The 23,955-nt window shown below is 42.4% G+C and carries 24 protein-coding genes; 11 read left to right on the forward strand and 13 right to left on the reverse strand.

The window, feature by feature from the left end; genetic code table 11:
• Nucleotides 1–235: 235 nt before the first annotated feature.
• Nucleotides 236–652 (forward strand): VOC family protein, encoded by a 417-nt coding sequence (locus tag ABJF11_RS02785; RefSeq protein ID WP_348117913.1) that lies wholly within the window; start codon nt 236–238, stop codon nt 650–652.
• Nucleotides 653–728: 76 nt separating this feature from the next.
• On the forward strand, nt 729–1,136 hold the full coding sequence (locus ABJF11_RS02790; protein WP_348117915.1) for a hypothetical protein: 408 nt from the start codon (nt 729–731) through the stop codon (nt 1,134–1,136).
• Nucleotides 1,137–1,147: 11 nt separating this feature from the next.
• Here ABJF11_RS02790 and ABJF11_RS02795 read toward each other — a convergent pair whose 3' ends face one another.
• Nucleotides 1,148–2,122: a radical SAM protein gene (locus tag ABJF11_RS02795; RefSeq protein WP_348117916.1), complete on the reverse strand. Its 975-nt coding sequence runs from the start codon at nt 2,120–2,122 to the stop codon at nt 1,148–1,150.
• A 272-nt stretch (nt 2,123–2,394) separates the two neighbouring features.
• Entirely contained in the window at nt 2,395–2,694 is a 300-nt protein-coding gene (locus tag ABJF11_RS02800; RefSeq protein WP_348117917.1) for a hypothetical protein, read from the reverse strand.
• Nucleotides 2,695–2,822: 128 nt separating this feature from the next.
• On the opposite strand from ABJF11_RS02800, the gene pyrF reads away from it, so the two are divergent.
• The 5 genes from pyrF to ABJF11_RS02825 all read left to right on the forward strand — a co-directional run bounded on the left by pyrF (nt 2,823) and on the right by ABJF11_RS02825 (nt 11,326).
• A complete protein-coding gene (gene pyrF / locus ABJF11_RS02805; protein ID WP_348117918.1) occupies nt 2,823–3,635 on the forward strand; it encodes an orotidine-5'-phosphate decarboxylase in 813 nt (270 codons plus the stop codon).
• Nucleotides 3,636–3,729: 94 nt separating this feature from the next.
• A complete protein-coding gene (locus ABJF11_RS02810) occupies nt 3,730–5,091 on the forward strand; it encodes a dipeptidase (protein ID WP_348117919.1) in 1,362 nt (453 codons plus the stop codon).
• 76 nt (nt 5,092–5,167) lie between these two features.
• Nucleotides 5,168–6,310, forward strand: a complete 1,143-nt coding sequence (locus ABJF11_RS02815) for a class I SAM-dependent RNA methyltransferase (RefSeq protein ID WP_348117920.1) — start codon at nt 5,168–5,170, stop codon at nt 6,308–6,310.
• A 64-nt stretch (nt 6,311–6,374) separates the two neighbouring features.
• Nucleotides 6,375–9,101, forward strand: a complete 2,727-nt coding sequence (locus tag ABJF11_RS02820; protein WP_348117922.1) for a hypothetical protein — start codon at nt 6,375–6,377, stop codon at nt 9,099–9,101.
• Between the two features lie 2 nt (nt 9,102–9,103).
• Nucleotides 9,104–11,326 carry an amino acid permease gene (locus tag ABJF11_RS02825; protein WP_348117923.1) on the forward strand — a complete coding sequence of 741 codons (2,223 nt, stop codon included), beginning with the start codon at nt 9,104–9,106 and terminating at the stop codon, nt 11,324–11,326.
• Nucleotides 11,327–11,376: 50 nt separating this feature from the next.
• Here ABJF11_RS02825 and ABJF11_RS02830 read toward each other — a convergent pair whose 3' ends face one another.
• Complete coding sequence (locus tag ABJF11_RS02830) at nt 11,377–12,096, reverse strand: ABC transporter permease (RefSeq protein WP_348117925.1); 720 nt, start codon at nt 12,094–12,096, stop codon at nt 11,377–11,379.
• Nucleotides 12,097–12,255: 159 nt separating this feature from the next.
• Here ABJF11_RS02830 and ABJF11_RS02835 point away from each other — a divergent pair, with 159 nt between their 5' ends.
• A complete protein-coding gene (locus ABJF11_RS02835; protein ID WP_348117926.1) occupies nt 12,256–12,915 on the forward strand; it encodes a GyrI-like domain-containing protein in 660 nt (219 codons plus the stop codon).
• Here ABJF11_RS02835 and ABJF11_RS02840 read toward each other — a convergent pair.
• The 5 genes from ABJF11_RS02840 to ABJF11_RS02860 form a co-directional block, all read right to left on the reverse strand.
• Nucleotides 12,881–14,101, reverse strand: coding sequence for a rubredoxin domain-containing protein (locus tag ABJF11_RS02840; protein ID WP_348117927.1), 1,221 nt, complete (start codon nt 14,099–14,101; stop codon nt 12,881–12,883). The genes ABJF11_RS02835 and ABJF11_RS02840 overlap by 35 nt on opposite strands.
• A 107-nt stretch (nt 14,102–14,208) precedes the next feature.
• Complete coding sequence (locus tag ABJF11_RS02845; RefSeq protein WP_348117928.1) at nt 14,209–14,871, reverse strand: response regulator transcription factor; 663 nt, start codon at nt 14,869–14,871, stop codon at nt 14,209–14,211.
• A gap of 4 nt (nt 14,872–14,875) precedes the next feature.
• Complete coding sequence (locus ABJF11_RS02850) at nt 14,876–16,246, reverse strand: sensor histidine kinase (protein WP_348117929.1); 1,371 nt, start codon at nt 16,244–16,246, stop codon at nt 14,876–14,878.
• Nucleotides 16,247–16,358: 112 nt separating this feature from the next.
• Nucleotides 16,359–17,651, reverse strand: coding sequence for a kynureninase (gene kynU, locus ABJF11_RS02855; RefSeq protein ID WP_348117930.1), 1,293 nt, complete (start codon nt 17,649–17,651; stop codon nt 16,359–16,361).
• A 39-nt stretch (nt 17,652–17,690) separates the two neighbouring features.
• A complete protein-coding gene (locus tag ABJF11_RS02860) occupies nt 17,691–18,218 on the reverse strand; it encodes a 3-hydroxyanthranilate 3,4-dioxygenase (protein ID WP_348117931.1) in 528 nt (175 codons plus the stop codon).
• Nucleotides 18,219–18,331: 113 nt separating this feature from the next.
• Between ABJF11_RS02860 and ABJF11_RS02865 the strand changes: the two genes are divergently transcribed.
• Together ABJF11_RS02865 and ABJF11_RS02870 are read left to right on the forward strand one after the other, a co-directional pair.
• Complete coding sequence (locus ABJF11_RS02865) at nt 18,332–18,838, forward strand: metallophosphoesterase family protein (protein WP_348117932.1); 507 nt, start codon at nt 18,332–18,334, stop codon at nt 18,836–18,838.
• Nucleotides 18,839–18,856: 18 nt separating this feature from the next.
• Complete coding sequence (locus ABJF11_RS02870; RefSeq protein ID WP_348117934.1) at nt 18,857–19,444, forward strand: hypothetical protein; 588 nt, start codon at nt 18,857–18,859, stop codon at nt 19,442–19,444.
• Nucleotides 19,445–19,489: 45 nt separating this feature from the next.
• Here ABJF11_RS02870 and ABJF11_RS02875 read toward each other — a convergent pair whose 3' ends face one another.
• The 5 genes from ABJF11_RS02875 to ABJF11_RS02895 all read right to left on the reverse strand — a co-directional run bounded on the left by ABJF11_RS02875 (nt 19,490) and on the right by ABJF11_RS02895 (nt 22,422).
• On the reverse strand, nt 19,490–19,738 hold the full coding sequence (locus ABJF11_RS02875; protein ID WP_348117935.1) for a hypothetical protein: 249 nt from the start codon (nt 19,736–19,738) through the stop codon (nt 19,490–19,492).
• Between the two features lie 92 nt (nt 19,739–19,830).
• Entirely contained in the window at nt 19,831–20,151 is a 321-nt protein-coding gene (locus ABJF11_RS02880; protein WP_348117936.1) for a cupin domain-containing protein, read from the reverse strand.
• The gene (locus tag ABJF11_RS02885) at nt 20,148–21,044 is read right to left on the reverse strand and encodes a DUF1684 domain-containing protein (RefSeq protein ID WP_348117938.1); all 897 of its coding nucleotides are present in this window, start codon (nt 21,042–21,044) and stop codon (nt 20,148–20,150) included. The genes ABJF11_RS02880 and ABJF11_RS02885 overlap by 4 nt, the downstream gene beginning before the upstream one ends.
• Nucleotides 21,010–21,891 carry an aldose 1-epimerase family protein gene (locus tag ABJF11_RS02890; protein ID WP_348117940.1) on the reverse strand — a complete coding sequence of 294 codons (882 nt, stop codon included), beginning with the start codon at nt 21,889–21,891 and terminating at the stop codon, nt 21,010–21,012. The genes ABJF11_RS02885 and ABJF11_RS02890 overlap by 35 nt, the downstream gene beginning before the upstream one ends.
• Before the next feature lie 369 nt (nt 21,892–22,260).
• A complete protein-coding gene (locus ABJF11_RS02895) occupies nt 22,261–22,422 on the reverse strand; it encodes a hypothetical protein (RefSeq protein ID WP_348117941.1) in 162 nt (53 codons plus the stop codon).
• Nucleotides 22,423–23,039: 617 nt separating this feature from the next.
• Here ABJF11_RS02895 and ABJF11_RS02900 point away from each other — a divergent pair.
• Nucleotides 23,040–23,930, forward strand: coding sequence for a DMT family transporter (locus ABJF11_RS02900; protein ID WP_348117942.1), 891 nt, complete (start codon nt 23,040–23,042; stop codon nt 23,928–23,930).
• The last annotated feature ends 25 nt before the right edge of the window (nt 23,931–23,955 follow it).

A 23,955-nucleotide genomic window follows, 5' to 3' on the forward strand; every position in this document is an offset into this window, starting at 1 on the left:
CAATCATAAAGCACTTTGAAATAGACACTTAACATATATTTATTGAATCACCATAGCGGTGCTATGCCTCTTCAATATAAGTGCCTCTTTCTTTGCGCTTTATGCTTTCATCACGATTCCTAATGCATAATCCAGGTTTAAAATATCTGTATCGGATAAAGTGTTGAAATCATACTTTCGGGTGAGCCCAAAAAAGACCGCTATCAGTATATTTGATTGAATCAAAAACACAATTATGAAACGAGTAACTGGCATAGGCGGTATATTCTATAAATGTGCCGACCCCGAAAAAGCAAGAGCCTGGTATGGAAAACATCTTGGTCTCGTTACCAATCAATACGGCTCACTCTTTGAATTTCGTCAAGGAGACGATCCTGAGAAGATCGGCTACTTACAGTGGAGTCCGATGGCTGCGGATACCAAATACTATTCGCCGTCCAATAGCGAATTTATGATCAACTATCGCGTGGATGATCTGGTCAGACTCCTGGAGATTCTTAAAGAAGAAGGTGTAGAGATAGTAGGGCAGATGGAAGAATACGAGTACGGCAAGTTTGCCTGGATTATGGATCCCGATGGACATAAGATAGAATTGTGGGAGCCAATAGACACAGTATTCACCAAAGAATACGACGGTCAGACCACAAAATAATTATTTCATTGGCCAGCATTTTTTTGTTCTAAGCCAATTTAACTCAATTGATTATCTTCAACATAAACTATTTAATATGAATGCAATTTTGAAAAATATTCTAGCTGTGATCGCAGGAATCTTGGTTGGAAGCATTGTAAATATGGGCCTAATCATGCTAGGTCTTACCGTGATTTCACCGCCTGCTGGCGTGGACATGATGGATGCTGAGAGCCTCAAGTCCAATATTCATCTATTTGAGTTTAGACACTTTATCAGTCCATTTCTAGCACATGCGCTCGGTACATTAGCAGGAGCCTATGTGGCGGCCAGAATTGCTGTCACTCATCAAATGAAGTTCGCTCTTGGAATTGGTGTATGCTTCTTTTTAGGCGGTGTTATGATGGTTATGGATATGCCAAGCCCGATGTGGTTCAACGTGTTGGATCTTGTAGGCGCCTATGTCCCTATGGCCTGGATTGGCTGGAAATTATCATCAAATTAGACAGACCTATGCTAAGATAAAAGGTGACGCCAGGTGCCTTTGAGTCGATTGTACTTAAAGGTGCTAGGCAGCGCCTTCCAAAAATACTTGCTGGTTTCTACGGTAAAAGACGGTTGCATATAGCAATTGATTGTACATCCTTCACAGGCCGGCAATCGGCCTTCGGTCAGGATTTGGCGTTGCACTTCTTCACTTCGATATAGTTCTACCAAATTTCCCCCTATGGGGAACGAACGCTCACCCAGATGATAACAGGGCAGGATCAGCTCATTTTCCGGACTAATGACAAGAGTGGTACTTGCCGCCCGACAAACCGGGTCTTCGGTATGGTTGCCTCCATCGCGTCGCAGCTCCAAAAAGGCTTGATTCATGAAAATATTTTTCTTTTTTCCCCAGCACTCCAAAATCGAAAGTGTTTTTTCAGACAGCTGATCTCCTACTTGATTGTATTCGAAGGCAGGATTGAGAATCAAGACCAGATCATTAGGCAGACAAATTTGCTCATAGACCGCAGCGATATCAGCATGATTTTCTTCAAATACTGTAAATAGTATGTCGGGTCTTTCGCCAAGCGATTTGGCGATCTGGATAGATTCCATTACAAAATCAAAGCAGGCCACACCGCGCATAGTATCATGTTTTTCTTTGTCTGCAGTGTCCAAGCTAAAATGTAGCATGTCTACCTTGCCTTGTAGTCTTTGGGCAAATTTGGGATAAAGCAGCCCGTTGGTGGTAAGCGTGGTTATGAACTTCATTTTTTTGGCCAGAGCCAAAAACTCATCTATTTGCTGGTGCAGCAATGGTTCTCCACCAGTGAAATCTATCACATTGACCCCCAGCTTTTTTAGAGCCACAAGGTTTTCCTCCACCTGACTGAGCGTAACATACGGCGATGGTTTTTCCCAAATATCGCAAAACCCACATTTCGCATTACAGCGATAAGTAACGTAGTAATTGCACAGCACGGGATGATTTACTAGGCGCATCCCGATCTATTATTTTTTGTCTGAGTTATCAAATATCCCGGTTATGGTCAGGGATGAAGATCTGATTTTGTAGAAAAGAGTACACTGGCCGCAAGTGGTCTCGCGCATACCGGGGTAGTTTGATTCTATGCCTGCGAAATTGTAATTGGACAGAAATTTTACGTTGGATCTAATGAGAAAAGCGAGCTTTTTGCATTCTCGCTTATGACCATCTCTTTTGAAATATTTTTCTAAAATATTTTGCCTTTCCTGTTGAGCCGTATTTGTCCAAATTACTTGTTTAGCCATTCGTCTTCGTCCACCTGGATATGTTTTTCAGAGACAACCGTCTTACCTGCCATCTCCGCTTCACTTTGCTCTAGCAGTCGCACCTGCTCATTTGATAGTTTGATAGGCTTTTCCAACTCTCTGACGATGCCGGAAGCATCCACATTTTTCAACAGTTGTGCCAATTCAAAATCATCTCGATCTTTCTCACTTATAGCCTTCGCTTCAATTTCCAAAGATTGCATGAGCTCAAGCAAATACTTCAGCTCTTCTTGAGACTTGGGATTTATGAGTATAGAATCCATGATCAAAATTATGAATTTTATTTTAAACAATTAGGACAGAAGCTCAGCCATTCGGACAATTATGGTATTAAATCAAATCTGTAATCTTAACAAAAGATAAATTCTCATCTTTGACCTATTTTTGCGGCATGACGAAAGAGGCGCTGTTCAATCAAATACAACAAAAAAAATCTTTTCTCTGTGTTGGCCTTGATACCGACATCAAGAAAATTCCAAAGCACTTGCTTGAAATGGAAGATCCAATCTTCGAATTCAATAAGCAAATCATAGACGCTACTCAAGAATTTGCTGTAGCGTATAAGCCAAATATTGCATTTTATGAAGCCCTCGGAGCTTCTGGCTGGCGCTCATTAGAAAAGACCATGCAATACATCCCGAAGGACATCTTTACTATCGCTGATGCGAAACGCGGAGATATTGGCAACACTTCGTCTCTCTATGCACGTGCCTTTTTTGACAATATGAATTTCGACTCGGTCACCGTAGCTCCTTATATGGGCTCCGACTCTGTCAAACCGTTTTTGGAATTTGACAACAAGTGGGTCATCCTTCTGGGAGTAACATCTAATGAGGGCGGAAAAGATTTTCAGTTTCTCGAATCTGACGGGAAGCCTCTATATCAGCACGTCATGGAAAAATCCTCCTCTTGGGGATCAGATCAAAACATGATGTATGTGGTAGGAGCTACACGCCCAGAATACCTTCAAGACATCAGAAAAATAATTCCAGATCATTTTTTACTGGTACCCGGTGTAGGTGCACAAGGAGGAGATTTGGAGGCTGTTTGCAAACATGGGATGAATGACCACTGTGGCCTATTGATAAATTCTACCCGTGGTATTATATACGCCTCCGACACTACAGATTTTGCAGATGCCGCTCGCAGCGAAGCTAAAAAACTTCAGGAGCAGATGGCTCCAATGCTGGAAAATTTAAAATAGAATGCTGAGACGAAGAGCGTATAGATACCGACTGGATTAATCAAAACTCTCTAACTTTCCGCATAAAGAATATTACAAATTTTAACTCATGATAATGAAATCAATAGACTACATATTATCCAACAAGCAGCGCTATCTCGACGAGCTTTTCGAATTGCTTAGAATTCCATCCGTTAGTGCTGACAAAAAATTCTCAGGCGACATCAGAAAGGCAGCTGAGTTTATTCGTGACAAGTTTAATGAAGCAGGAGTGGATAGTGTTGAAATCCATGAAACGGATGGCAACCCTGTAGTCTATGCCGAAAAAATATTGGACAAAACGCTTCCCACAGTACTCGTATATGGACACTACGACGTGCAGCCAGCTGATCCATATGAGTTATGGGACTCCCCTCCTTTCGAGCCAGTAATAAAGGATGATAGAATCTATGCCAGAGGGGCTTGCGATGACAAGGGTCAGATGTACATGCATGTCAAAGCGTTTGAGGCTATGATAAAACATGATGAGCTTCCATGCAACGTAAAATTTATGATTGAGGGAGAGGAAGAAGTGGGATCAGAGCATCTTGGTGATTTCGTGAAGGCCAACAAAGAAAAGTTAGCGGCGGATGTGATACTAGTTTCTGACACGAGTATCCTCAGCAATGACTGCCCGTCGATCACAGTCGGACTTCGAGGCTTGAGCTACATAGAAGTAGAAGTCACCGGACCCAACAGAGACTTGCACTCAGGAATCTACGGAGGCGCAGTCGGCAATCCAATCAACACTTTGTGCGACATGGTCTCTCAACTGATAGATGATAAAGGACATATCACCGTCCCCGGCTTCTACGACAAGGTGCAAGACCTGTCTGAAGCAGACAGAGCAGCTATGGCCAAGGCTCCTTTCGATATCGAGATGTACAAAAAAGAATTGGACATAGATGATGTAAAAGGTGAAGAGGGTTTTTCTACGCTGGAGCGTGTTGGTATACGACCTACACTAGATGTGAACGGTATATGGGGTGGATATATTGGAGAAGGAGCAAAGACGGTACTCCCTTCTAAAGCGTATGCAAAAATATCCTGTAGACTAGTACCAAATCAAGATCATGAGGAGATTACCGAACTGGTAGCCAGACATTTGGAAAAAATAGCACCTAAGCATGTGAAGGTGAAGGTCACTCCGCTACACGGTGGTCAGGCTGCAGTGATTCCAACTGACTCGAAAGGTTATAGGGCGGCAAGCCAGGCTTTTGAAAAAGCATGGGGCAAAACACCAATTCCAATGCGCGATGGTGGGAGTATTCCTATTGTAGGTCTCTTCCAGGATGTGCTTGGATTGGATTCGATTCTACTGGGCTTTGGCTTGGATCAGGATGCAATCCACTCACCTAACGAAAGCTATGGCGTATTCAACTACATGAAGGGCATAGAGACCATTACTTGGTTTTATCAGTTTTTTGCCAAAAAATAATTTCAATTTATGATCTAAGATTTAGGGCGTAGGAATACGACCTGGCCCTGAATCCTAATCGTTAAACTCAAGGCCTGTGCGTCAATCCAAATTAGTTATCAACTGCCAACCCTCACTATCGCCATTCTTAAAAAAAGAAGTAGAGGGGCTTGGGTATAGAATCTTAAGAGCTGAAAAAAGTGGTGTGACCATAGAAGGGGGTTGGAAAGAGGTGATGCACCTCAATCTCAACTTGCGTACGGCCTCCAGGGTACTCTGGCTGATCAAGTCCTTTGAAGCTAACCATCCGGATAAAATGTACGAGGAGGCCAAAAAAATCCCCTGGCACAAGCTACTTCCGGAAGGCACCAAAATATCAGTGCAGTCTTTTGTGAAAAACGATTTTATCCGAGATGGCAGATTCGCAAATCTCAAACTCAAAGACGCTATTGTGGATCGAATGCAGGAGGAGACTGGTGTCAGGCCTGATTCGGGAAATGAAAAGGATCACACAGTAGTGTATCTCTATTGGTATCTGAATAAGGTGCATGTCTATTTTGACACTTCCGGCGAAACCATTACTAAACATGGATACCGAAAAATTCCGTTCAAGGCTCCCATGCTGGAATCGCTGGCTTCGGCTTGTCTGATCTCCGCAGGATGGAATGACAAGAAGGGCGCATTTATCAATCCTATGTGCGGTAGCGGTACATTGGCGATCGAAGCAGCCCTCATGGCTGCCGGAATTCCTCCAGGCTTGAATAGAGAAAATTTCGGCTTCATGCATATCAGCGGATATGACGAGTCTTTGTGGAAAGAGACACTGGATCGCGTAGAATACAAAGACCGAATCAAATCAACGATCATAGCAACTGATTGGAACGGTGATGCCATAGACGCTGCTCTGGCAAATGCACGTACTGCTGGTGTCGAAAAAATGATTGATTTTGACAAGGTTCCCTTTGAAAAAACCTTCTTGCCCTCGGGGCCAGGCATCGTAATGCTCAACCCTGAATACGGAGAAAGACTTGGAGAAGAAAACATGCTAAAATCTGTCTATAAAGACATAGGGGACTTTTTCAAACAGTCCTGCGGAGGCAAGACCGGCTATATTTTCACCGGTAATTCCAATTTGGCGAAAGCCATCGGACTGAGAACAAAATCCAGGACAGAATTCATGAACGCGAGAATAGAATGCCGCCTACTGGAATATGAGCTATACGAGGGTAGTCGAAGATAAATATCTTACATAGCCGGCTTGCTTTCTAGCGCTCCTCTCCATAATTTGCATCAAAAGTGCTAGCGTGAAAAGAATACTATTGATAGTCTTATTGGGACTCCTGCTGATCGGAGGTGCAGCGGGTGGATTCTATTGGTGGAAGCAGAGTAGAATCACGCTGTGGTCTTTTGTACCAGAAAATTCAATCATGGTCTTTGAGCCCAATGATTTTGCGTATCTCTGGAGACCAGATGATAATAGAAAAGTTCTAAAAAACCTCAAATCTCTTCCCCTCCTCGATTCGGTACAACGCACAATAGGAATATTGGATTCGGTCACCAATTTTAAGTTTTCTCAGGTTATCGATCAGGGCAATTTGCTCATCTCCTTTCATCAAAATACGAATGAATCGCTGGCTGCATTATATCTTCTCGAAGTCAAAGAACTCGAGCAGCACAGCTTACTTAGCGATTTGCAACTATTCATCAGAGACAACTTAGATTTCAAATTGTCTGAGCGGACTTATCAGGGATACTTGATTACGGAGCTCAAAAATGAGCATTCGACCCTCACTTATATCTTTCACAAAAACTATCTTATCGCAAGTTTTTCTCCTTTCATGGTGGAGGATGCCATCCGTATGATCGCCGATAGTAGAGTCAATACTTATCAGGAAACAGAACTCCACGTAGCAGAGGTAACGGATGGGTCGACTGGTGCCGGTCGATGTTATATCAATACCAACTTTCTGGACAAGCTTGCTGGTATTTTTGCCAACCCGGTAGAAATCAATACAACGCCTCTAAAATGGCTAACCCATCTAATGTATCTCGATCTTTCTTTCGAAGATGATAAGATCGACTTATCCGGATTTGCTGTGAACGACACTTCAAAAATCAACTACCTATCAGCATTTGACGGGATCAGAGGTGTCGGGTTTGATATGAAAAACATCGTGCCTGCCAGCACTTCGTACGTATTGCATGCCTCGGTAGAAGATGTGAGCCTTTGGCACAAAGGGTTGAAAAACTATTGGCGAAAACATGAGCCAAGCCAACTGACTGAGATCGGAGAGCTAGAAAATAGATATGATTTTGTAATCAAAGATTTCTATCAGTTTATGGCCAATGAAATTGGCTACTTCGTAATCGAGTCAGGCAAATCATCTCCTGCGGATTTAATTTTCGCAATTGAGCACAAAAGTGAGAATCTAGCGATTCAGTTCTTCGATTCGTTGGCACAAAAATCTAACACTGATACAGCAACCTATCGGGAAAACTATGCAGATCGAATCATTCGACACATAGAAATTGACGAGGTGCCCGCCCGACTTTTTGGACCCATGTACGATGGGTTTCCATCTTCTTATTATTTCATTGATGATAGTTACGTTTACTTTGGCAACAGCCAACAGGTGCTGGAATTGCTCATAGATGACATCGACAATGAAAATACCTGGCGACGGTCTATCAAAACGAATGACTTTCTTGCTTCCACGCACGAAGACGCCAACTTCAGCATGTACATCAAAACCAGTGGAGCTATAAATCAGGTGAGGAAAAAGCTAAACGACTATTGGGGAGGCTATCTTGAAGAAAACAAAACGATCCTGGCTCAGATAGAATACGGTGCAGTTCAATTTACCCATGTCGATGGTCAATATTATACCAGTATCTCTCTACAGCATCCCGGAGAGTTGGTCAAGCAAATCAATCCTCAGTCCTTTGAGACCATCCAGCAGCAGGGTTTTGCCAACAATCTCATATCCAAACCTTATGCGGTCAGAAATCATAACGACAAGTCTCTGGAAATGATGGTACAGGATGAAGCTTTCACCCTACATCTACTGGATGCTCAGCTAAAACCTACACTGAAGATCCCGTTGAAAGGAAAGCTAAAAAGTAAAATCTATCAGGTAGACTACTACAAAAATGGCAAGCTGCAATATCTCTTTGCTCTGGCAAACACGATTCATATGATCGATCGAACAGGGACTTATATTCCCGGGTATCCAGTGAAAATTAAGTCCAATCAATCGATTGCTGAACTTTCGCTGATTGACTATGACAAGACCCGTAACTATCGTATCATGGCGGCTGATCAAAAAGGAAATTATTATCTATATGATAAAACAGGCAAGCTATTGGCTGGTTGGAATCCTAAAAAAACCGGCAGTGGCCCTGCCACACAGGGTAGGCATATACGTGTGCAATCAAAGGATTTTATGCTTCTCGCTCAGAAAAACGGTATTTTTCAAGGACTGAATCGGAATGGGACTTCAAAAAAAGGATTTCCTATTGATCTCAAAGGTTCGCTCTCACAAGACTACTTTGTAAGCAAAGGCAGCAAACCTTCCAGTACCGAAATTTCGGCGCTAACCGATCTGGGAGAGCTGGTTTCCTTTTCGCTCGATGGAAAAATTTCTGACCGAAAGCAGCTGGTCAGAGCAAGTGATTCTGTGAGTTTTGCAATGGTAAATTCCGGTACAGGAAAAGAGTTCATTATTATTAAAAATGACGGGAAGAAACTGACTTTCTTCAATGAAGCGCTTGTACAGCAATTTGAAATTGACAACACTTCATCTTCGCTACTTTTTCAATATTACCATTTCAGCGTTGACAATCAGCTGATCATTGTTATAGATCAGACCCATCAAAAGGGGTATATATATAATCAGGAAGGCAGGTTGCTGCACAACGACCCGTTGAGCACAGGACATCTACTAGCTGTACTGTATCAGGAAAGCAAAGGTCAGTTTGACCTATATTGCAGTAGCGGCAACCAACTGAACATCGTCTCCCTGAAAAAATAATCATGAGTAATCTTCTCTCCAAAAAAGCCAATTTTGGCACCTTGCCGGTATTTTTGACCGCCATATCGACTATTCTTGGAGCGGTCATGTTCTTACGATTTGGCTATGCCGTTGGCAGCGTTGGGTTTATTGGCACCGTAGCCATAGTCATCCTGGGACATATGGTCACCATACCCACGGCCATGTCCATCGCAGAAATCGCCACTAATCAGAAAGTAGAAGGGGGTGGTGAATACTACATCATATCGAGGTCTTTTGGAATCAACATCGGTGCATCGATTGGGATCGCACTCTACCTGTCTCAAGCTATAAGTGTAGCCTTTTATGTCATTGCCTTTGCAGAGGCCTTTGATCCGGCCATCGCCTGGTTAGGCGAAAACTACGGGATTGTAATCAGCGACAAAAGGCTAATAAGTATCCCTGCGGTACTGTTGCTGAGCGTACTCATGCTGACCAAAGGAGCTGATCTGGGTATGAAGGCACTGTATATTGTAGTAGCGACACTGTTTGTCTCTTTGACTTTTTTCTTTCTTGGTCATACCGATTACCACGCAGGACTGGAAAAATTCGATGCCATGGCTCACGTCTCAGATAGCCAGGGCTTTTTCATTGTTTTTGCAATCATATTTCCAGCCTTCACAGGAATGACCGCCGGAGTAGGCCTGTCCGGTGATTTAAAAGACCCCAAAAAATCAATCCCATGGGGTACGCTTTCGGCCACGCTGATTGGGATGGTTATTTATGTATTCATTGCTTACAAATTGGCGGTTAATGGAAGCCCGGAAGAGCTGGTCGGAGATCCATTGTTTATGTCAAAAGTAGCCATATGGGGACCTATCATCCCGATAGGTTTGGCTGCAGCTACCATATCATCTGCCTTGGGATCTATCATGGTGGCGCCCCGAACTTTGCAAGCACTAGCAGCAGATCACATTTTCCCAACAAGTGGGATCAATTCTATTCTGTCGAAGGGGAGTTCAAAAAACAACGAGCCTGTAAACGCTACGGTAGTGACTGTTTTTTTAGCGCTATTTTTTGTAAGCCTAGGGAGTATAGACACAGTGGCAAAGGTGATCTCTATGTTTTTTATGGTGACGTATGGTGCGATTTGTACCATTTCATTTTTTCAACATTTTGCAGCTGACCCATCCTACCGACCTGCGTTTAGATCCAAATGGTATATTTCACTTCTGGGTGCTATCATGTGCCTATTTTTGATTTTCAAGATGGATGCAGCGTACGCCGTTGCCTCTATCGTGATCATGGTTCTGATCTACTTTGGACTCTCTAAATTCAATGATGAGAAAGCCGGAATGGCTAATATCTTTCAAGGGGTCATCTTCCAACTAATCCGTCAGATTCAGGTCTTTATCCAAAAGGCGGATAAGGATACCGATAATTGGCGCCCTTCTGTGATTTGTATTTCAGGCTCCTCTTTTGATCGGCCATCAGCTTTTGAAATGATGAGCTGGATCTCGCATCGTTATGGATTTGGCACTTACCTGCATTATATAAAAGGATATTATTCTAATGAAACCAATACCGCGTCTAAAGAAGAATTGGCTCGACTCATTCGCGTGGCAGATATATCAGAAAGCAATGTCTATGTAGATACGCTGGTGTCTCCCTCCTATACCACAGCTGTTGCTCAGGCCCTGCAGTTGCCTAGTGTATCTGGCAAGGATATCAACATGATGCTTTTTGAATTCTCTAAGGAGCATCCTGAAGAACTCAAGGAAATCATGGACAACTATGCGATGGTGAGAGCCTCGGGGTTTGATACGTGTATCCTGGCAAGCAGCAACCGTGGACTGGACTCGAAGGCTGAAATTCACATCTGGATCAAACCTTCAGATTTCAACAATGCTAATCTTATGATTTTGCTTGGGTTTGTGATATTGGGCCATCCGCAGTGGAAAAAGGCTGAGATAAAAATCTCGGCTATTGTACGAGAGGAAGAATTGGAACAGCAGAAAGAAGAGCTCCTGGATCTGATCAAAACTGGAAGACTTCCGATTTCGGCAAACAATGTTCATATTATTGAGCGATCCGAAGGTGCAGACAATCGAGAAATAATAAACAAACATTCTAAGGATGCTGATTTGACGATCCTGGGTTTCCGCTCTGAGGCGGTAAAGCAGCTGGGAGAGGAGATTTTTGAAGGTTATGATGCTATAGGCGATGTCCTCTTTGTGAACAGTACTAAGTCGAAAGAAATTAAGTAAATACCACGCCTTTAGACGCTCCGCTAAAGGTATGTACTACACATAGAATATTATTTCTGGTCGGTTTCAAAATTGCTTCGAGCTAAAACCAGAAAAATTGCCACTGAAATCCCTGCGGATCCAAAAGCCATACACATCACTACGATCTGATACCGTACGGCGATCAATGGGGAAACACCAGAGAGTATTTGGCCAGTCATCATACCGGGAAGTGATACCAATCCTACAGCAAAAAGTGAATTAGTAATGGGAATCAGCGCAGCTCGTAATGCGGTATTTCGTGCAGAGGTATAATCCTCTCCTCTACTCAACTCTGAAGTCAATCGTTCGCCGGCAAGGCTGACACTGTTCATCGAGTTAGCGAAAATCATTCCCGCCAAGGGGATCAAAAACTGAGGCAGATACCAGGGATCGAGCATCAATACACCTTGTGTGATTAAAATCAGCACACTCACTCCGCCCACGGCAACTGATGCCAGTGTTTTGAAAAACAATTCTGTTCTCCGGTCACTCAACGTTCTCAATGCAATCCAGCTGGATGAAAATAGCATGACAGCCAATACGCCAATCACAATCCAGGAATTGTCTGATTGAAAAATGAATGTCAGCACATAGCCGACCAGGATCAGCTGGATCACCATTCTGCCGACTGCCCAAAGCGAAGTTTTGATCCCTTGCTTCCAGCGAAACAAAATGAAAATCACCACGAGCACCGGGATCAGTGACACCAATAAATTTGGAATTGAAATGATATGTAGGGAGTCTTTCATTCGCTATAGGTAATGGCAATTTAGCTATCAAATAGCAATTGCTGCTTTCTTTTTGTCCAAAAGGATAGAATGCCGAGGCTAAATAAAAAAACCGAATTCACTGACATAGGGCTGTCAGTCATTCCTAATACATTGGTTTAATCAAAAAAATTAATACCTATGAAACACGAATGGAGAAAGGCAGAAAAAGATATCTACTTGCCTAAAAACAAACCACAGTTTATTGACATTCCTGAATACCAATTTATTACCATAGCCGGCAAAGGCAATCCAAATGACTCACCCTTCGCTGACCGTATTGGTGCGCTCTATGCGGTAGCCTATGCTATTAAAATGACACTTAAAAAAGAAGCCGTCGCTGATCGTCATAACGACTACACAGTATATCCACTAGAAGGAGTTTGGGATATCAGTGAGAAGGCCAAGAAAGAATTTAATGGGGCAATAGATAAAAATGAACTAGTCTACCAGCTCATGATCAGACAGCCTGACTTCGTGACTCCAGATTTTGTACAAAAAATGATAGCACTCAGCAGGCAGAAAAAGCCGAATGCACTAATCGACCAGGTAAAATTCGAGCGAATCTCTGAGGGGCCTTGTATTCAAATGCTTCATCTTGGTAGCTATGATGAGGAAGATAAAAGCTTTAGGGAAATGGAAGACTTTGCAGAGTCTTCAAACCTGGAGCGAGTATCCAAAATACATCGTGAAATATATCTATCTGATTTCCGAAAGGTAGCTCCTGACAAACTGAAGACAGTTCTTAGGTTCAAAGTAAGATCATCTAAGAGTGGTCATCAATCTGATCAAAGTACATGACACTGAGCTCCATAAGCAGTGCAGGCAAGACATTTTTTGACACGCCACTGACGTAGGTCAGATACTCCGCCGAGTTAGGATTAAATGCTTTCGAATACAAAATATTATAGGTCTTATTTTCACCATGAGCCTCATTGTTGAATTCGATGACTACTGATGTAAAGAGATAAATATCATCGTTAGGTTTGATGGTAAACGTGAGACCGGAGGTACTGATATCTTGCTTATCCAGTGCTCTGACTAGGAAATTTTTCAACTCTAACGCCTCCTCGCTCTGTACAGGTAAATGCCAATTGAGCTCTAAAGAGGAGTGCCGTAAATTGATCCCGTATCGACCCATCAGCTTTTCCCAACCGATCAAATATCGCTCTTCAATACTTTTTATGATCAGTGATTTCCAGGGTGTGAGCGTGATTTGAGGATGATTGGTGGCCAAACATCTTTTGCACACTTCTATCAGAAAATCGACGGAAAATTGATTGTTACGCCAATAGAGACCAAGCCAGTAGTTTCCGCTTGATTCCCGATTGAGACCTTCGTAGTATGGAAAAGAAGCCGCTGGCAATTTCAAATTTTCTTTGATTGCGATTGAATCAATCTTTGCTTCATCCAATTTGGAGAAAATATCGACTGCTTGCACATTGGGATCGTCCAACTGGTACTCATTTAGTATACGAGCCACTTTGGCTATTTCATGATCGGAGATCAATTCATCATAGCAGATTGGTCTATCCTCATGCTGCTTGAGTCTGAGGTACAAATACCAGTAATGAGGTTCGGGAGACGCAATAAAATTGATATTACCGGTGAATAACGGGACAAGGCTCTGCGTAGGATCTACCAGATTGATCCGATGTTTTGCTCTAAAATTAAAATCCCCTAAGATCTGTTGATAGATTATGGGAGTAAGCCATTCGATGCTGGGCATGACGTCCAACGATACGTACGAGCTTACAATGTTCTGATGCGTAAATTCATTGATTTCGTATTCTGTATGGATGGAATTGAATACAGGATCAAGCAGGGCTTCACTTCTGTCCGTGGCGGGAAAAAGAATGTCTTGCCGCGAGCCCAAATGGATATAATCTGTTCCCAACTCACGAGCGGTCGTCAAAATTTTCAACAGTTGATCGGGAGCAAGTATGCCTCCTTTTACAAATACCCTGACCAGGTTCTTCTTTTGCATTTCCAATAGTTTGGATCAAAGATAGATTAATACCGAAGTGAGCAGCGTACGATTTCGTGTCAATACAGATGCTAGGCGTCTTATATTCATGAATTGTGCGGTCAGTATCATATAATAATAGCGGGCTCCTTATCTATTTTTCTAATAAGTTCGGTGACATTTCCTACTCCTAATTTTTTCATGATATTGAACCTGTGTGTTTCCACGGTACGAACACTCTTTTGGAGTGTATCCGCTATCTCCTTGTTGCTGTGGCCTTCGTAGACTAGTTTCAAAATCTGCTTCTCTCGCTTGGTGATATGATATTCGATACTGGCGACAGTATCTCCAGGAGATGAATTTGACTTCCCTAAATATCCTTTGACCAGCGCCGCCGAAATATCCCCACTAAAGTATTGGTCCCCGTTCAGGATACTTCTTAGTGCTTTCATAAATTCTTCCCGGGTCGTGTCTTTCAGTAAGTAGCCCAGAGCACCTGCTTTTACGCTGCTGATGATATATTCGTCATCGTCGTGCATTGACAGGATCAGGGTTTTCGTCTCGGGTGCTATTTTTTTCAATTGCGCAGTAGCTTCCAATCCATTCATGATCGGCATTCTGATATCAGAGACCAAAATATCAGGCTTGAGTTGTTTTACCTTTTCAATGGCTTCGATCCCATTTGAGGCTTCAGCTATCACCTCAACATCACCTTCGCTTTCAAGCAAAATTTTTATTCCGTTTCTTACTATGACATGATCATCTGCGAGAATTACTTTTATCGTCTTCATAGCTCTAGGTTAGCGGTACTTTGATACTTATTTTTGTTCCAACTCCGGTTAAAGACTGGATTTCAAACAAACTATTAATGAATGCGGCTCTTTCTTTCATATTAAAAATACCATGTCCCGACGCCGCAAAGTGTCCTGACTGAGATAATTTTTCGATTTCAAAGCCTTTTCCATCGTCTTCTATCTTCACAGTCAGCTGTGTTTGGCTATGATCAAAACTAATCACAATTTTATCGGCTTCCGCATATTTGATGCCGTTGTTCACCGCCTCCTGGACGATCCTATACAGATTAGTTTCAATGTTTTTGTCCAGCCGATTAATGAAGTTGGAGCGATTCTCAAAAATTACAGTAGTCTTGGTCAATGCGGTGACTTCCTGACTTATTTTTTTCATGGCTGGAGCAAGGCCAAAATCATCGAGACTACTAGGAGTCAAATTAAAAGAAACACGCCTAATTTCTCTGAGAATGCTTTTCATAAGCATTTTTGTGTCTCGAAGCCGCTGCTTCATTGCTGGTGAATTGGCCAGCGTAATGCCTTCGAGATTTAGCTTCAGCCCCGTTAGCATTTGGCCAATTCCGTCATGGATTTCCTGTGAGATTCTCTTCCTTTCTTCCTCCTGCCCTTCCAGAATCAGTACCGATCTATACTGCTGTTCTTTAACCTGTTTTTCTATTAGTTCTCGATTTATTTCTCTGGAGCGCTGTTTTGCTTCTTTTATTTCAGTGATGTCACGACCTATGGCCAGGATATTTTCCTCCTGTGACAACCCTTGCTTTACCGGCTGTAAGGAAATGTCCCACCAAATCAAATCTCCATCGATATTGGTCACCTGCAATTCACCTGACCATGAGTCGCCCTTCGTGAGTATACTTTTGAGATTATCAACAAAGTCCTCACTCTGATGTGCCTCATTCAACCAATCGTACAGATTGGGATGAAACGGTTCGTTGCCCTGAGCCATCACCCTTCTGAAGTAGCTGGAAATATAGGTGATTTCGCCTTTTGCATTCATCCTCAGCAGCGTGCTGGGATCCTCCGGAACAAGGTTTACCGCTTCCAAATCCTGATAGGATTTACCCAAGGCATTGTATAGCTTGTTGAGCTCCTGTGTCATGGATTTAGCTGATCCTTCTGACTCTATCAGGGCGGAGTATAGGGACTTGAACTCAAGGTAAGCCGGCCTGACAAGGGTGACAAAGAGTACGGTGCCCAGAACAAATACTGAGACCAGAAAGACAAGAGTATAATTTTGGTTAAGCAATTGACCTGCGCCGAGCATATATAGATACCCCGCAAGTCCATATAAGGTAATGGCGGATAGTGCGAAGAGGCATTTTTTGACCAGTGTGCTCAGAGCATGTGTCTTTTTCAAATCTTAATTGTTTGACTCAAAAATTAACAATAAAATCGACTTAGACTACTTTTAAGAGACGAAAGGACTATAACATTAAATCGTGGTTGCCTCCAAATATTACTGGACCTAACTAAAGCAGGGAGCCAAGAAGATTTACAAAGTTCCAAACATCTACATAGGAATTGTACATCGGTACTGCGGCCACACGGATTACGTTTGGCTCGCGCCAGTCGGCCAGTACCCCATTGGCTGACAGTTTGTTGAATAGTTCTTTGCCTCCATGAGAGACGCACAAGGAAAGCTGTGCTCCTCTTTGATTGGGATCTTGCGGTGTTATGATTTGTATTTTCTCTTCGTCAGCGTTCAATTCGTTCAACAGAAACTCCATATATCCGGTGAGAAATACACTCTTCTTTCTCAGCGCCTGGATACCAGCCTCACCGAAAATCTCCAAAGAGGCCAAATGAGCTGCGCTCGGTAGCACATTGACATTGCTCAACTGCCAGGCATCTGCACCCTCCATCGGGATAAAACCCTTGCGCATCTGAAACCTTTGAGACTCATCATGCCCCCACCATCCGGCAAACCGTGGCAAATCAGGGTTCCTACTGTGGCGCTCATGAACAAAAACTCCCGACACACTGCCGGGTCCTGAGTTGAGATACTTATACGAACACCATACAGCGAAGTCTACTCCATCTTCGTGTAGCTGTAAGGGGACATTGCCAAAGGCATGCGCAAGGTCGAACCCTACAAGGGCTCCACAGTCATGCCCTTTTTTCGTAATGGCTGCGATGTCAAACAGCTGCCCGGTATAGTATTGAACACCTGCCATCATGACCAATGCCAACTCGTCCTGATGCTTCTCTATTGTGGCGAGAATATCTTCTGTTCGCAAAGTTTCTTCACCCGTGCGTGGTTGCAGTTCAATCAGTGCATCCTTCGGGTCAAATAGGCGTTCGCCACCACGATTGGCGTGAAAATTTATTTGTGTCTCCAAAGCATATTGATCGGATGGAAAAGCCCCGGCTTCGGTTATTATCTTGTATCGCTTGGCCGTCGGCTGATAAAAAGACACCATCATCAGGTGTAGATTAGTTGTCAGACTGTTCATAGAAACCACTTCGAGCTCCTTTGCTCCAGCCAAGTCAGCCAGATATGGTTTCAAAAACTTGTGATAGTGAAACCACGGTCTCGTTGCGCTTTGGTCAAAGTGTCCTTCTACCCCAAGATTTTGCCAATCTGTGAGCTCTTGCTCCACAAACGATCTGGTTGATTTTGGTTGAAGCCCCAGTGAATTACCTACAAGGTAGACACAGTCTTTACCGTTGTGCTGAGGTATGTAGAATCGATCTCTAAAAGATTTTAGTGAATCATTGGCATCACACTGCTGTGCAAATTCGAGTGAATTTTCGTATGGCATGAAGGATAATTATTCAAATAAAAAGTGGGTAAAATTGAGCTAAACGAACCTAGGGTCAGTTTCCATCACATGACCACAGCTATTGCAGGTTCGCAGCTCTTCTGACGCATAAAACTCCTTGAATCTTGGCTGAAAGTCTTTTTCTACATTGGTGAGATAGAAGTAGGTCTCGTGCAGTTTGTTGTTGCACTTGTCGCAAAACCACATCAACCCGTCGTCCAATTCACGATTGCGCTTTCTCTCAATCACAAGCCCTACGGTGTTTTCTCCTCTAATCGGAGAGTGTGGAATTTTGGCAGGGTGAAGATACATTTCACCTTCTTTGATGACTACGTCTACCGCCTTGCCGTCTTCCTGAATTCGGACAGTGATTTCACCTTGAAGCTGATAAAAAAGCTCTTCGGTCTCGTTGTAGTGATAATCTTTTCTAGCATTGGGGCCACCTACAATCATCACTATATAGTCGTCTGATTCTACATATAGGTTTTTGTTGCTCACTGGAGGCTTTAGCAGATCGCGATTGTCATCGATCCATTGTTGCAAGTTGAAAGGTCTGCGAATAGGCATAATGTTGTTGTTTAATTAAAAAAAATTGCCAACTTCGAATTTCATATTCGGCGGGGTAGTCCGTATATAGTGAAACAAGAATACAATTCTTTGATCATCAAAACTAATAAAAATTGCGCATAGGTCTAATCTCTGATACTCATGGTTTTCTGGACCCAAAAGTCTATGATTATTTTGCTGAAGTAGATCAAATTTGGCATGCAGGTGATGTAGGCACGGCAGGATTGATTGAGGAATTGGGGGCATTCAAACCGATTCTCGGTGTCTATGGCAATATCGACGGTCATGATGTCCGTCAACTTTTTCCCGAAGATCAAAAATTCGAATGCGAAGGTGTTCGGGTCTGGATGACGCATATTGGAGGTAAACCTCCCCGGTACAACCCTCGCGTGCGGCCTCTCATCAATAAATGGTTGCCACAATTATTCATCTGTGGTCATTCACATATACTAGCCGTCATGCATGATCCCAAAAGACCCGGTGTATTATATTTAAATCCGGGTGCTGCCGGTCGGCACGGATTTCACAAGGAGCGCACCTTGCTGCGGTTTACTTTGGAGGCTGGCAAGATCAAAGACCTGGAAGTAATTAAGCTTGGCAGTAGAGCCAAGCTGGAATAAAACAAAAAGATAAAAATTGTGAAGGTCAAACATCTACTTATCATCAGTGGACCCAGTGCTGTCGGAAAGACGACTTTGATCGATGACCTGATCAACAAACAAAGTAAAATTTCTCATCGGCTGCTCAAACACACTCCCGAACAGTTAGAAAATGCAACCATCTGCAACGCTATCAATGTAGAAAAACTTGAGCATCCCAATATCGATTTTCTGATCCTTCATTATGACATTTATAGCAACTTCAAAGAAGGTGAAGGGTTTTTATATCTGCCTGATTTATTTAGATCAACTGAAAGTATTCGGATCATTACACTAGTGACTCATCACCGAGTATTGGTGAAAAGAACCAAGCAAAGATTCGTGTATTACCTCTTTAGGGCGCTCATAAAACCCTCTCCCAGCAAGTTCAAGAAACTGCGACTTATCTACAGCAAAATCAAAACTTACCAGAGTCCTACTGTTGCCAATGCGATATACGAAAGATGGGAGAATTTTCTGTCAGAATGGGACGTAAGAGACCATCAAATCATAGACACTACCACGGATTCACTCGCCACGACTTATGATTCTACTACTGCAAGGTCCGTTTTAACTGGGGTAAATTGAAATACCGCAGTATAAATAGTAGAGATTGACTAGAGTCTGCTGGCCTCATTTTTCACATTCCTCAAGCAACTTAGCCAAATCAATAGCCTTCCGCTCAGCGATTCTTGCCATGGCAGCCGCTTCTACTGCTTTTTGCTCTTGAGCCTTAGCTTTTGCTTCGTTTTCTATTGCCAATTCGAGATTTAATTGCGCTTGCATTGCACTCTTCTCAGCCTCATTGGCTTTTATGTTTGCAAAAACAATAAAAAAAGCTGAAACCAGGATTAAGAATCCGATGAGAATATTTTTGATCATAATCTATTCGCTAAGTGATTTAATTAATAATGGAAAGACGCAAGATATATATATCCGAGTGATCCAGGCAATCATGCAAAGTGAAAATACAATTACTTATAGTCTTCTCTGACCGGATTAAAGACATCTATGACCTTGCAGTCTGTAAGCGCCACACCCGAATGTTCGGCATTGGAAGGGATAGTGGCAACTGACCCTGCAGTTAGGATTTTGGTCTCACCGCCAACAGTCATTTCAAACTCCCCTTCCAGTAGATTAGTGACTTGCTCATGCACGTGTGCGTGTGCGGGAAGTACGGCTCCCTTGGCAATGTTGAAATACCCGATCGTCAGTGTATCCGTATGAATCAAATGCCCTACAATACCTGGAAGTAATTCCTTTGTTTCAAGGTTTTCGAGTTGATGAAATATCATAGTCTGGTAGTCTTTTCACCTGCTGTAATTTCTATTGGGAGTACATTTGGTGCAGGAGGCAGCGGGCAGGTAGTAAATTTAGAATAAACGCACGGTGGATTATAGAGTCGGTTTAGATCCAAGATCGTTTTACCGCCTGATGTTGGAAGATCGACGTAGACGTATCTGCCTCCACCATAAGTAGTCTTGTCATTGGTTTGGTCTCCTACAATCACAAAACCATCTTCGCTCACCAGCAGCTCCAAGGCCATTTCACCAATCGTGAAATTTAGTACGCCTGAAAATTCTAACTGCTGTGCTGTACCCAGCTGAGTGTTGACAGCCTTGGTTTTTTTCTCTTTGTAGGGTTTGTAATCCGCTTCCAGCACGTATTTGCTTTGCAAGGGGTAAGCTTCAAAGCCTTTAAATTTACCTGCCTCTGAGCTATTGTGATCCTTTACTCTAAGGAAGTACTCGTCTGCCCTCTTGATCACCTGCCATTCCAGATGATTCCACTTGAGCAAAGGTGAATTTGGGAAATCGCTAAAATCAAAAGCCGCCCGGCTGACCAAAGAATCATTGGAGGAGAATCGGATCTGAAGACTGTCAGAGGCTACAAACCATATACTGTCACCAGAAAATTCAACGGCTCCAATGGTGGCGGGTAGATCAGCGCTGGTCAACTGGATGTTGTTGACTTCGGAAGCTCCGAACAAATTGGTGCCATTCACCAATGGATGCAAGCCTACCAATTTCAAATAGTGGTCTCTACCTTGTCCAAGTTCTTGCTGAAATTCTTTATGAAGATTGAAATATTCGTCGGTGAGTGGTTGTTCTTTTGGCTCACAGGCCAGCAGAGCAATAAAAAACAATGGAAGGCTAAGCTTCAAAAATTTGAATTGTATAAGATGCATAATGAATACTTCCTGGTCCTAATTTGATAATACCGGGTTTGTGAGTAAGCTCTTGATCCGAATCCTCAAAATCTGGCAGCCCATCCCAGGGTTCTATACATAGAAAATTGGCATTAGGTTTCGACCAAACACCAAGAAACGGAAAATCATCAAAATTAACACTGATTTTGCCTTTGGAGCTTTTTGACTTGATGCTCACTTCTGAGGAATTTAATTCTGTAAATATCAACGCATCGTTATCAAATAACCCATTCTCAAGTGAGAGCTTCTGAGTTTCCTTCATCAGGGGTTTTTCCTTCTTAGTCAGCAGGCCATTTTTTGAAAGAACGAATATTGAGTTGTTCTCTTTTCTTTCGAATTCCAGATAATAGTCGTCTTTATTTTCGCCTTCTTTCCAGGGATAGTTGAAGGCTGGATGTCCGCCGATAGAGAAATAAATCGGGTTGCTATCGGTATTGACCACCTCGTGAAAAACCTGAAGCCTGCTTTCGAATAAGAAAAAACTAATTTTCATGTCGAATTTAAATGGGAACATGGCCATGGTCTCTTCGTCATTGGAAATGGCAAAGGATAATCTGGAACTGGTTCTATTGATCAGACGAACTTTTTTGTTGTTTCTAACAAATCCGTGCTTTGGTAATTCGTAGGTTTTACCATCGTAAGTATACTTGCCACCTTTGAGGGCACCGATGATAGGGAATAGTACAGGTGCAGCTCCTTTCCATACTTTTGGATCAGCCTGCCAGATGTACTCATAATCTGTTTTTTTAGACAAAATACTACAAAGTTCAGCACCACATTCATCAATTTCTACTTTGAATTGGTCGTTTTCGATCGAGTATTTCACTTTAGTTTTTTTTGAGGTTCTTGCAAATTAATCAATATCTGGTGCCTTATGCTACATTCTAAGCGACATAGATAAATTGATTAAAAAAATTAGCGAATGAAACAGACGATTCCCAAGAATACCTCGAATTTCTTTTTAGGATAGCGAATAATTTTGAAGATTGGATTCCACATGGCCGAATCCATGTATGCTAAATAGCACAAAAGTGGACGAATATATTTTTAAGACAAGTGTCTTAGAAGAAACCTATCTAAATGTGCGAAGTGTAGTAGTTGCAAAAATGTAATACTTAGAGAGAGGAGCTTGAGAAGGGGTTTGAAATAAAATTGCTCCCGAACAAAAGTTCAGGAGCAATCTATTTTGCTTCAATTATGAGTTAGGTACTCTGACCATAGCACCAACTAAAACATTCACACCGGGCGAGGCCTGAAACATGATCTGAAATAGCCAGTAACTAATTTTATTGGTTAATGTTGATGGTTTGTCATCAAAAGGGTTGTTGTAGTAGTTATTTTTCCGTCCTTCTTTCATCTGTGTAGAATTTATGAGTGTAGGTCGCAATAATTCCAAAGAAATGTGACCTGAAGAATTCAAGTCTTTAGAATAACCCAGCCAAAACAGCTTGATGATTCGTTTTTCTTAGTTAAATGTTTGAAACCTGTTCGATAAGTCCTCTATGCTTTCTGCATTAGACGGGCTTACCCCTTATTCTATAATTAATTTCTCAAAGTAATCCAGCGTCTGGCTCTTACAATGAATAGTGAAATCTACAACTTGTGCTATCCAACTGCATATTTTATCGACCAACCAAAAGGAGTAATCGATTAAACCTTAATTCTTGAAGATCGATGTTTAACCTGAAATATGCATTAGAAAACCTATTCCAATCATAAAGCACTTTGAAATAGACACTTAACATATATTTATTGAATCACCATAGCGGTGCTATGCCTCTTCAATATAAGTGCCTCTTTCTTTGCGCTTTATAGCTTTCATCAAGATTCCTAATGCATAATCCAGGTTTAATTACAAGCCTTTGACTTTGAAGTGCTATACTGCCAAGCCTCACGCTAGATTCAGGTTTTCGTCGACATCAATAAAACGGCACTGCGTTGTAAAATGAACCTGTTTTACCTTATAATCGCCATATGAATCGGTCTCTTACCTTGTTGTTTTTGGTGCTGACTATGCTTTTTTGGGCGGTCAACTTTCATGTCACTAAGATTGCCTTGCAGTCCTATTCTTCTATGCCTGTCGCATTTTGGAGATTTCTATTTGGCGCAGTTACACTACTGGTGATTATTGTGGTTAAATATGGGAGCTCACTGACCAAAATCAGAATGACACTCAGGACGCTCTGGTATATCGGGCTGGTATCTTTTTTTGGAATCTTTCTCACGATCTATTTTTTCAATAAGGGGCTTCAAACTACGAGTGCAGTCAATGGCTCATTGATTTTGGCGACTAGCCCAATCATCACAGCGATTCTTGCTTACTTTTTCCTCAATCGCAAATTCAATAATCAACAATTGTTGGCTATAGGCCTGAGCCTTGTGGGAGTTATCATATTATTGGTAAAGGGCGATCTTGGTCAGTTGTTGACCTTGAACCTTGAAAGTGGCGATCTTTTCATTTTAGGAATGGCATTCGTGTTTTCACTATCGCAAATTATAGTGGATAAGTACCTCTCAGCTGTCAATTCCATTTTGATGACCTCCATCAGTACCTTTATCGGGCTCCTAATGTTTGCGGCGATCTCCACACCCGAACTTTTGGCTACCCCTGTCCCGGTAGATTTGCCTTTTTGGTCCAGTATATTGTTTATGGGAGTACTAGGCACAGGCGTCGGCTACGTAGCTTTCTATTATGCCGTCGTAAAACTCGGAGCTACGACCACTGCTTTGTATGGCAATCTGATCCCGCTTTTTACAGTATTGCTCGCCTTTCCATTTGGTGAAGAAATATATGCCGCACAGCTCGTCGGTGGATTTGTCGTAATCGCTGGTCTTCTGATATTTGGCCAGTCAAAAAAAGGATGACATACTCAGAAGATATCCCTTGAAG

The organism is Reichenbachiella sp., from assembly GCF_039941815.1.
Lineage (GTDB): Bacteria > Bacteroidota > Bacteroidia > Cytophagales > Cyclobacteriaceae > Reichenbachiella.

Coding starts and splice junctions, on each gene's coding strand:
- ABJF11_RS02800 (WP_348117917.1), bottom strand. CDS start 2,694: ATGGATTCTATACTCATAAATCCCAAGTCTCAAGAAGAGCTGAAGTAT.
- pyrF (WP_348117918.1), top strand. CDS start 2,823: ATGACGAAAGAGGCGCTGTTCAATCAAATACAACAAAAAAAATCTTTT.
- ABJF11_RS02830 (WP_348117925.1), bottom strand. CDS start 12,096: ATGAAAGACTCCCTACATATCATTTCAATTCCAAATTTATTGGTGTCA.
- ABJF11_RS02885 (WP_348117938.1), bottom strand. CDS start 21,044: ATGCATCTTATACAATTCAAATTTTTGAAGCTTAGCCTTCCATTGTTT.
- ABJF11_RS02810 (WP_348117919.1), top strand. CDS start 3,730: ATGAAATCAATAGACTACATATTATCCAACAAGCAGCGCTATCTCGAC.
- ABJF11_RS02895 (WP_348117941.1), bottom strand. CDS start 22,422: ATGAAAGAAGGACGGAAAAATAACTACTACAACAACCCTTTTGATGAC.
- kynU (WP_348117930.1), bottom strand. CDS start 17,651: ATGCCATACGAAAATTCACTCGAATTTGCACAGCAGTGTGATGCCAAT.
- ABJF11_RS02835 (WP_348117926.1), top strand. CDS start 12,256: ATGAAACACGAATGGAGAAAGGCAGAAAAAGATATCTACTTGCCTAAA.
- ABJF11_RS02880 (WP_348117936.1), bottom strand. CDS start 20,151: ATGATATTTCATCAACTCGAAAACCTTGAAACAAAGGAATTACTTCCA.
- ABJF11_RS02900 (WP_348117942.1), top strand. CDS start 23,040: ATGAATCGGTCTCTTACCTTGTTGTTTTTGGTGCTGACTATGCTTTTT.
- ABJF11_RS02860 (WP_348117931.1), bottom strand. CDS start 18,218: ATGCCTATTCGCAGACCTTTCAACTTGCAACAATGGATCGATGACAAT.
- ABJF11_RS02795 (WP_348117916.1), bottom strand. CDS start 2,122: ATGCGCCTAGTAAATCATCCCGTGCTGTGCAATTACTACGTTACTTAT.
- ABJF11_RS02790 (WP_348117915.1), top strand. CDS start 729: ATGAATGCAATTTTGAAAAATATTCTAGCTGTGATCGCAGGAATCTTG.
- ABJF11_RS02875 (WP_348117935.1), bottom strand. CDS start 19,738: ATGATCAAAAATATTCTCATCGGATTCTTAATCCTGGTTTCAGCTTTT.
- ABJF11_RS02785 (WP_348117913.1), top strand. CDS start 236: ATGAAACGAGTAACTGGCATAGGCGGTATATTCTATAAATGTGCCGAC.
- ABJF11_RS02845 (WP_348117928.1), bottom strand. CDS start 14,871: ATGAAGACGATAAAAGTAATTCTCGCAGATGATCATGTCATAGTAAGA.
- ABJF11_RS02840 (WP_348117927.1), bottom strand. CDS start 14,101: ATGCAAAAGAAGAACCTGGTCAGGGTATTTGTAAAAGGAGGCATACTT.
- ABJF11_RS02825 (WP_348117923.1), top strand. CDS start 9,104: ATGAGTAATCTTCTCTCCAAAAAAGCCAATTTTGGCACCTTGCCGGTA.